The sequence below is a fragment of the Bacillus sp. BC05(2025) genome (genome assembly GCF_056725905.1).
In genome coordinates this window covers 1-8,515 of sequence record NZ_JBWYRA010000022.1, presented here as the reverse complement: position 1 = coordinate 8,515, position 8,515 = coordinate 1, and the positions used below count along the sequence as shown (strand labels likewise).

The window sequence follows — 8,515 nt, the reverse complement described above, 5'->3', positions numbered from 1 at the left end:
TAGCGCCGATGGTAGTTGGGACCTTGTCCCTGTGAGAGTAGGACGTTGCCAAGCAACTGTAAGACGAGTCAGAATGACTCGTCTTTTTTGTATGCTTTCATACCCCTGTTAATTGCTTGTTTAACTCCTTCTAAATAGGCAAAGCCATGCCTCTTATCTGGTTCTAAGTAAGTACCTTCTGCCCACTCATTCCACGCGTTAATAAATAAAAACTCGCTATCATAAAGGGAGAACGTACGGTGAATTTGCTTGCTTAAATATATTGTGAACTTCTCAGGAGTAGAGCCTACAAAAATGCTGCTATTTAAGTCTTTACGGCGTGCTGTGTTGTCCCAGTCAACAAAGGCACCGGGAAATGTTTTTTTCTTTGGGGGAGAGCGTTTTAGTATATACATCCACACTTTATCATAATCCCAAGCGTTTATTTGTTTACCAGATTCATATATTATCTTATTTATGTCGGAAGAGCTATCGTGAGCAATGGTATAAAAAGGCTCGAATTGAATGCTAGCATCGAATCCGTTTATATTAGGAAGTGGAAAGCTGTTTAATGTTTCTACAAAGTATATACCTTTCAAACCATTTTCTTGTGCGAGTGTATTCCAGTAATTAAGCATTTGCGCACAATCAGGGATGTGCCCAGGACGATAAATAATGAATAGTGGTTTATCATCTATACGGATATACCTCTCATCTTGGAAAGCTTGTAATAAATACTCAAAGTGTTCTTTCCAATCTGATAATTCTCCGTAATCTTGAGGCATTAATATGTGACTATCAAGACCATCCCAAGTTTTTGTCCATGGTTCATTTGCCCAAGACAGACAAAATGGAAAGTCTGGTTCCTTCATCTGAAGTACCTCATTAAATGGTCTCTCCAATAGCCTCTTTCCTTTAAACCAGTAATGGTAATAACAAAAACCATATATACCGTGTGCTTTGGCAATTGTTGCTTGCCACTTTCTTACGGATGGGGTGGTTAAGTCGTAATAAAAATCTTGATAAGGTTCTCTAGGTTGATAATGTCCTGAAAATAAAGGTCGTGCACTTTTAGTATTTGTCCATTCAGTAAAACCTTTTCCCCACCATCGGTCATTTTCTTTTATTTGATGAAACTGTGGTAAGTAAAAAGCAATTATTTTCAAGATATATCCCCCTTATGTGCTTCGTCGTTCAAGTGGTGGGAAGTTATTTTTGATTTTTCGAATCTAGTTAAACATGAGATCTGTTATTTACTTACTCTGTTTATGCCTCATAATGAATTCTTTTGTACAGTTTGCTCAATAGAGGAATTTTGGATGATTTAATATATGGCTGAGATGAAAAGTGATTTTCATTATAAAATTATGCGCATTACCATGTACGAAAAGGGTTAATCTTTTTGGAGAACAAATAGGGCTTGGGGTAATCGGTTTGCATCATCAAAAAAGTCCCGTAGCTTTAAATACTTCTCATAGTGATTTTTAATATAAGTTCTAGGTATAACGGTTTCTCCGTAGAAGCTACTATTTCTAACGTCTCCCGCTCCTGTAGGACTGTGGACAAAATTACCGCTTTCATAATCCGAGATGGCCAGATTTATATCTGGAAAAGCTTGTGATAAAGTTTTATGCCAACCCGTTTGAATGAATTCAGGGTGTTCCTTGAATTGTTGACAGTAATCGAGAAAATAGCGTGCTTGTGTTGTGGCTATGAAGATGCCACCCGGACGAAGAATTCTTGAAAATTCCTTTATCCACTGTTCTGCAGTTTCTTCGGATAAATGTGAGAATACAGAATAAGCGAATATGATGTCTAATGAATTGTCACTAATAAATTCTACAGGAGGTTGTGGATTGGCTGTTTTATATATTCCTCTTCCTAACGTTTCATTGCAAATGTTAATCATTGCGGGATCTACATCAATACCAAGTAAATTTTTATCGCGAACATCTTTGAAAAAAAAGCGTATAATTCTTCCCCATCCGCAACCAAAGTCTAAAATTTTACGTTCTTTATTCAAGGGAACGCCTAAATTTTGGGCATATGTTTTTACATGGCTATAAAACAAATATGCTTCATAAAGAGCGTGTTCATAGGAAGCTCCTACAAACTGTTGTTGAATTTCTTCAGGGGGGAACATAGGTACTGGGGTGCCGTTTATCTTTGTTTGTGAGCAACTTTGTATGAATAGATTTAGAAGTTCAACATCAGAAAGAGGACTAACAAGGTTATCAAAATCATTTCCTAACTTAAAGTTATTCATTTGTTAACCTCCAAATTATATAGTGCCTAAAAATTATGTTCGTGTTTTTTACTAATAAAAACATGTAGAAATTCAGCATCTAACCCTAGTGATCTATCCTTTTGTAAATAAACAATTGTATACATATTTGCATGTGTATAAATATATTCAATCATATCTTGGCCCCAATCAAATGTTACTAAAGCCCCCTTCTCATCAATAGGATTTCCATGATAAATTGGCTCTTCCATATACTCAATTCCGTCTTTATTGTTTCTTGCTCTTTGTAAAGTCTTTGGGAGTGTATGATACCAAGGGACAGTAAACACATGAGCGCCACCAGGCTTTAATACACGTTCTATTTCTTTAAAGGCTTTCTCTGGCTCCATTACGTGTTCAAAGACATCTTGTGTAATGAATAAATCAAAAGATTCATTTTGAAAAGTCATGTTTTCTAAATTCTCACATCTAATTCCTTGAAAGTATTGACCGAGAGGATAGTTTTTAAAGTATTGAGAATATGTATAGCTTTTACAGTTTTTTATTAGTAGTTGAGTTGTAATCCCTCCTGGCGAGGACTCGTGGATATGATAGGAACTCCATTTTGGAAAAAATGTATTTAAGACATGAACTAAAGCTCGTTGCCTCGGTATAGAGTGGCATGTAGAACATAAGTAGTGATCTCTAAGCCAATCATTATGCTCTATAAATGTAGCTTCCTTCTCACAAATAACGCAGTATCCATTATTTTGCTTCAAATTACCTTCCACATGACATCCCTCCTGTGTAAAATGCAATGTATTTCTCCCATTATTTACATGGCAGTAATGCTCTCATCTCAAATTCCGGCTGGAGCAAAAAAGTTAGGTGGGAGATGAACTGTCCGTAAATGCCCTCACTTTATGGATAGTATCAGACACATGTGAAACTAAAGAGAGTGGATAGAAATTAGGGAAACCATAAAAGTAAGATTGGTAGAAGGGAATAATTAGCGGGGAGAACCCAATGCTAATTAAAGTTTCACTTTATGCTATGCGATACATTTGCTTTTATTCATTGAAAAACGTAGGGGTTTAAAATATCCCTTTCGTGTATGGATACATTTCAAAGTCCTTTGCATATATTTCTGTAACTAGATCCATTGTTTCTTTGTCATAAAAGCTTGCGTATGTTGGAAATCGGGGAAAGGCTTCATCTGTAATGCTAAGTTCTGCATAGCTTCCTGTATAAATCATCTTGTGAGCGCGGTGATGACCTGAACTTGTAAGTTTTGTTAAGTCAGATTTAATTAAACCGTATTCGTTTTCTATTTTGGGAATTTGCTTATTAAAATCTTCTAAAGGTATATAGCGTTGGATAAAGGCTTCTTCACCTTGGACGTATTGTTGACTAAAGTGCATATCTATTACTTGGGAATTGGAACCAAGTGCTTGAACATAATATAAAAATTGTTTGAATGATATTCCTTGCTTACTATGCTTGTCATTATAAAAACACTTTCGGATACTATCCCATTGAGGGCTAGCATAAGGATTGTCAGCAAGTAATAAAAATGAGCTAACGGCCCTCGTATAGGGATTTCGTACGAGTTTACAAACATGTTTTTTGGCTTCTAGAAGGCCCCTATGTAACGCTTGTATATAATTGGGGTTATTTTTATATACCCAGAATTCATAGTAATGAATAAAATCATTGTATTTCTTTGCTTCAGGAAATAATCCAATTTGAAAGAAGAACCAATTAGCTAATGCGGTACATCCGCTTCTATGACTCCAAAATAATATAAGGGGAAAATCCTTATGGAAATGCGGAATTCGATCTTTATGTAGAATTATGTATTCTAAAAACTTTTGATTTATATTTTTCATGAGTTGAACACTCCTTTTTTAAGGGAATAGGAAGAGGATTTTTTATTAATCCAATATATTCATGGGAATGAGTAAATATTATGAGTGTATTTTACTTTCACCTTAAATAAGATAGCGATTCTACAAGGGAAATATAAAATAAAGATAATGAAAATGTATAAGAGGCATACAATTATAAGAAAAGAAATAATAAAAGTGTCCAAGTTCATTTATTTGTATTTCTAGGTGTGATAAGCAAAAATTTTATTACTAGAGAGGATATTATGGGGAAGAATAATTATTTAATAGTAGGTGGAAATAGTTTCATTGGTATTAACCTCGCATTAGGTTTATTGAAACAAGGTCAAAATGTAAAAGTATTTTCCAGACATATAAATAATTTCCCTCAAAATATTATACGTGAGGTTGAGTTTATTAAAGGTGATTTAGCGAATGTTGAAGATATATATAAAGCTTTAGTGGATGTAGATATTATTATTTACTTAGCTGCAACGTCTAATGTAGCAACTTCAATTGAAGATGTTTTCGGAGATATAAACAGTAGCTTTTTTTTTCTTAACTTCATGGAAAGCGTTAAAAATTTTCCTATTAAAAAAATTGTATTAGCATCTTCTGGAGGAACAGTTTATGGTGAACCTGAATATTTACCTATTGATGAGGAACATCCATTAAAGCCACTTTCTCCTTATGGAATAACAAAAGTGTCACTTGAAAATTATTTGTACTTTTATAAGAAAAAATATGAAATTGATTATGTTGTATGTAGATATTCTAATCCATATGGAAAATATCAAAATCCGTTAAAGAAAGTTGGGGCAATAAATTGTTTTTTGTATCAACATCTCAGTAATGAAAAGATTAATATATATGGGAATCCACAAGAGATTATTAGAGATTATATTTATATTGATGATTTAGTTGAAATCACTATACAGTTATCACAATTAAATCGTTTGAAATCTTGTGTGTATAACATAGGGAGCGGCAAGGGTCTTTCTTTAAAGCGAATTATAGTAGAACTGGAGAAATTGACGGAAAGAAAAGTGGATTTTATTTGCTATAAACAAAAGCAAGAAAACGTTCAAAAAATCATTTTAAATATAGATAGAGTAAGACGAGAATGTAATTGGGAACCGAAAGTAGATTTCAAAAGTGGAATTAGATTAAATAAGCTATGGATTGAAGAGTTCTTATATAGTAAAAAATAATAAGCCATGCCCTACTTCTGTATAAGTAGAGCGTGGTTTATTATTTTATCCCGTTTTAATGGGCAGTAAGACCCCCACCTCAAAATTCAGCGAAAGCAAAGAATTTAGGTGGGGGAGGAAGAAAACCCCCACTGATTAAAGTTTCACTTTATTTCTTTTTGTATTACCCAAAGGTCTTGATGTTCCCACCAAAAACCTTCAGTGTATTTTTTTATGATAGGATTATAAGGTAATAATTTAATTTTGTCACATACGTAAGAGGGACTAACGATCGTTTGTCCGTATTGATGCACATCTAAATCCAGTTGTTCACTAGAGGGGAGAAACCAATAACCCTGTTTATTTAAATCTGGAAAGCCGAAGTACTTTTTACTTTGATATCCATGAGTTGTGAAAATGAATAATCCGCCAGGGGAAACAGCATTATACAATGTTTGAAGCCAACGAAACCAAGTTGTATCAGGCATATGAGAAAAAAAGGATAGACCAAAAACGATATCATACGTAGACGATAATTTTACTTGTTCAGGCTCAGGGTGAGATAATATAGATGAAGTATTTAATGTGCGTTCAATAAAACTAATAGCCTCTTCATGTATATCACAGGTAGTTATATGTAAGTTCGTTTGTAAGTTTAATAAATGACGTGTTACGCAGCCATATCCGGATGCGAATTCTAATAATTGAATTGGAGTGTCTACAGGAGGATAAAAGGAAGTGATTAAATCTAAGAGTGTTTCTGCTGATTTTCTTCCATCTTTAAAATAATAATCTATTGATTCTTTTTTAGAAGGAAAGACTGGATTCGTGACCAGGAATTGAAAGATATGATCCTCCGGATGGATACTTGCATTTACATTGTAGTTCTGTGCCATTTGAGAAATCAAATCTTTATTTGCCTCTATAAATTCTTTCAAAGAGTAACCCTCCTTAAATAATAGTAATGTCTTACAAGAGATACTGATGGTAAAGAAAATATATAATTAAACCTTCAAATATGCTTTAAGATACTTTCTATATGCGTACATTTTCTTTTTTGAAATGTCGTCGATAGTAAAGGTTTCTTTAATGAAATTCTGCATTTGTACAACTTCACTGTAGTGGGAATATGAATCTTCTGTTCTCGTTACACTATTTGTATGTCGTCTATGATAGTTTAGCGGCTTTGGATTGAAATAAATGTCCCCTTCTTTAAGGATAGAAACATAGAAAAACCAATCACCAGCTACTTTAAACTTTTCTAATTGTTTTGCTGTTGTTTTCATGTTTTTGTTTTTAAAAACTACACTTGAGACATTAGGTATCGTGTTTTTGATAAGTAACGTATCTTGTATTTCATCTATCCCTTTTCGGAAATAAGGACGCTGCCATTTTTCTTTATCGATATCATTTGTGTAATCTAGATAATGATCGGCTAGGATGTTTCCTTGATCATCTATTTGTTTCGATTGTGTGTAGCCTAAGGAAACATCATTATTTATATGAAACCCTTGTATTACTTCTTCTAAAAATGTCTGATCACATAAGTCATCAGCCTCTGCAATCCAAATGTAATCACCAGTTGCTGCAGAGATGCCTTTTATCCATTGTTTAAATACAGAACCAGAGTTTGTATCATTAATAATTTGTTGAACTTTTAGGTGGGGTTTATTTTCGTTTGAGAGTAGCTTTTCAAATATAGATACACTATTGTCAGTAGAAGCATCGTCTAGGAAAATTAGTTCGTAAAGGGGGTAGGTTTGGTTTAATATGGATTTAACTCGGTCAGGTAAGTATTTTTCGTAATTATAGTTCGGTATGATTACGCTTATTTTTTTGTAATTATGATCAAGCAGGTTTAACAATTGATAAATGTAATGAAGGAAGTTGAAATCTTTTTCGATAAGTTCTTGGCCAAAGCTCCCTTTTTGTAACCGTAACTCTTCATCTCCAATAAATTCATATATTCTTTTCAGCATCATCGGTAAGTTTAAATAGTCTACTAATGCGCCGGTTTGTTCCGTAACAACATCTTCAAAACCTCCAGCGTTTTTAAACCCTATAACAGGGACTTTTGTATCTAATGCTTCTAAAACAACGTTGGGAAAAGGGTCTTCTCTTGAAGTTAATAAATATAAATCAGCCCCGGCGTTATATAAACCGATATCTGGAGTTGGGTCCACTAATGTGAAATGTGCTGTATACCTAGGGGATAGTGTATTTAAAAAATGAACATCTGTTTTCCCAACCCAGATAAAATGAATATTCGTATGAACCTTTCTTACTGAGTAAGCAATAAGTGAGAATAAATCTATTCCTTTTCGATGATCAGCGAAACCTACTCCTAAAATGATTTTGCTATCTAGAGGCAGATTGTGTTTTTTTCGTAATTCACTTCTAGCTTTTGCGATATTGTTCTTATAAGGATTGTGGTTAAACAAGCCTTGAGGAAGAATGTGGCATTTTTGATGATCTAATTGGGTGATGGTACGGAATTTTTCATACACGTACTGTGAAGGGAAAACAATTTTGCACGCAAATTTGGCAATGTTTCTAGCTTTTCCTTCGGCAGAGTATTGTTGTATTAAATGCGGTAATTCATGTATCAATGAAATAACTTTTATATTGTGTTTAGCTAGTAATGCAACTATATCACCGCTTATGACGGTACTACATATGGCGAGGGTATAGTCTTGTAACAATAACTTCTTTATTAATAATTCGACCTTTTCTTCCGTTGGGTAGTTTTCCTCTAGGCAATAAACAGGACCATACTTTTGAAAATCTTGGATTAAAATGCCCGTTCCAATAGAAATAATTGCGACAGAGTAGTTAAAGTTTTCTTTAAGAGCTTTAATAGTATGTAAAGAAAGCAGCTGTGCTCCGTGGAAATGGGCATCATGGGATACATAAATGATTTTCTTATTAACATGCATTTCATAACGCCTCCTAGGTTAATTAGGTTTTTAGTAAATGTATGGCGTACTTATAATTCCTAGAGAGAAGTAGTAGAAGATAATTGTGAATGTAGCTGGGATGTACTCGCAATAAAAAATGCTACTTTTAATATATATTTGTTTGGCTTGATATTCATTCTTTAGAAAGGTATAAGTGGTAAGAAAGTATAAAGTGTCGATTGTGAAAGTGACTGTACCAGTTTATGAATCACTAGAGACGGAGAATACCGTTTATGATTTATAAAATAAAAAGGATAAAAGGTATTGACGATTAGGGTG

7 protein-coding genes are annotated in these 8,515 nt (G+C 33.8%); 1 reads left to right on the top strand and 6 read right to left on the bottom strand.

All coding sequences use genetic code 11. From position 1 onward, the window contains the following. Positions 1 to 68: 68 nt before the first annotated feature. The 4 genes from ACZ76X_RS28760 to ACZ76X_RS28745 all read right to left on the bottom strand — a co-directional run bounded on the left by ACZ76X_RS28760 (position 69) and on the right by ACZ76X_RS28745 (position 4,092). On the bottom strand, positions 69 to 1,145 hold the full coding sequence (locus tag ACZ76X_RS28760; protein WP_479852443.1) for a glycosyltransferase WbsX family protein: 1,077 nt from the start codon (positions 1,143 to 1,145) through the stop codon (positions 69 to 71). Between the two features lie 227 nt (positions 1,146 to 1,372). Further along, positions 1,373 to 2,245: a class I SAM-dependent methyltransferase gene (locus ACZ76X_RS28755; protein ID WP_479852442.1), complete on the bottom strand. Its 873-nt coding sequence runs from the start codon at positions 2,243 to 2,245 to the stop codon at positions 1,373 to 1,375. A 26-nt stretch (positions 2,246 to 2,271) separates the two neighbouring features. Next, complete coding sequence (locus ACZ76X_RS28750; RefSeq protein WP_479852441.1) at positions 2,272 to 2,994, bottom strand: class I SAM-dependent methyltransferase; 723 nt, start codon at positions 2,992 to 2,994, stop codon at positions 2,272 to 2,274. Between the two features lie 303 nt (positions 2,995 to 3,297). Continuing rightward, positions 3,298 to 4,092, bottom strand: a complete 795-nt coding sequence (locus tag ACZ76X_RS28745; RefSeq protein WP_479852440.1) for a sulfotransferase family 2 domain-containing protein — start codon at positions 4,090 to 4,092, stop codon at positions 3,298 to 3,300. Positions 4,093 to 4,355: 263 nt separating this feature from the next. On the opposite strand from ACZ76X_RS28745, the gene ACZ76X_RS28740 reads away from it, so the two are divergent. Further along, entirely contained in the window at positions 4,356 to 5,300 is a 945-nt protein-coding gene (locus ACZ76X_RS28740; RefSeq protein WP_479852439.1) for an NAD-dependent epimerase/dehydratase family protein, read from the top strand. Between the two features lie 143 nt (positions 5,301 to 5,443). Here ACZ76X_RS28740 and ACZ76X_RS28735 read toward each other — a convergent pair whose 3' ends face one another. Together ACZ76X_RS28735 and ACZ76X_RS28730 are read right to left on the bottom strand one after the other, a co-directional pair. Further along, positions 5,444 to 6,217 (bottom strand): class I SAM-dependent methyltransferase, encoded by a 774-nt coding sequence (locus ACZ76X_RS28735; RefSeq protein WP_479852438.1) that lies wholly within the window; start codon positions 6,215 to 6,217, stop codon positions 5,444 to 5,446. 66 nt (positions 6,218 to 6,283) lie between these two features. Next, positions 6,284 to 8,215, bottom strand: a complete 1,932-nt coding sequence (locus tag ACZ76X_RS28730; RefSeq protein WP_479852437.1) for a glycosyltransferase — start codon at positions 8,213 to 8,215, stop codon at positions 6,284 to 6,286. Positions 8,216 to 8,515 lie beyond the last annotated feature (300 nt).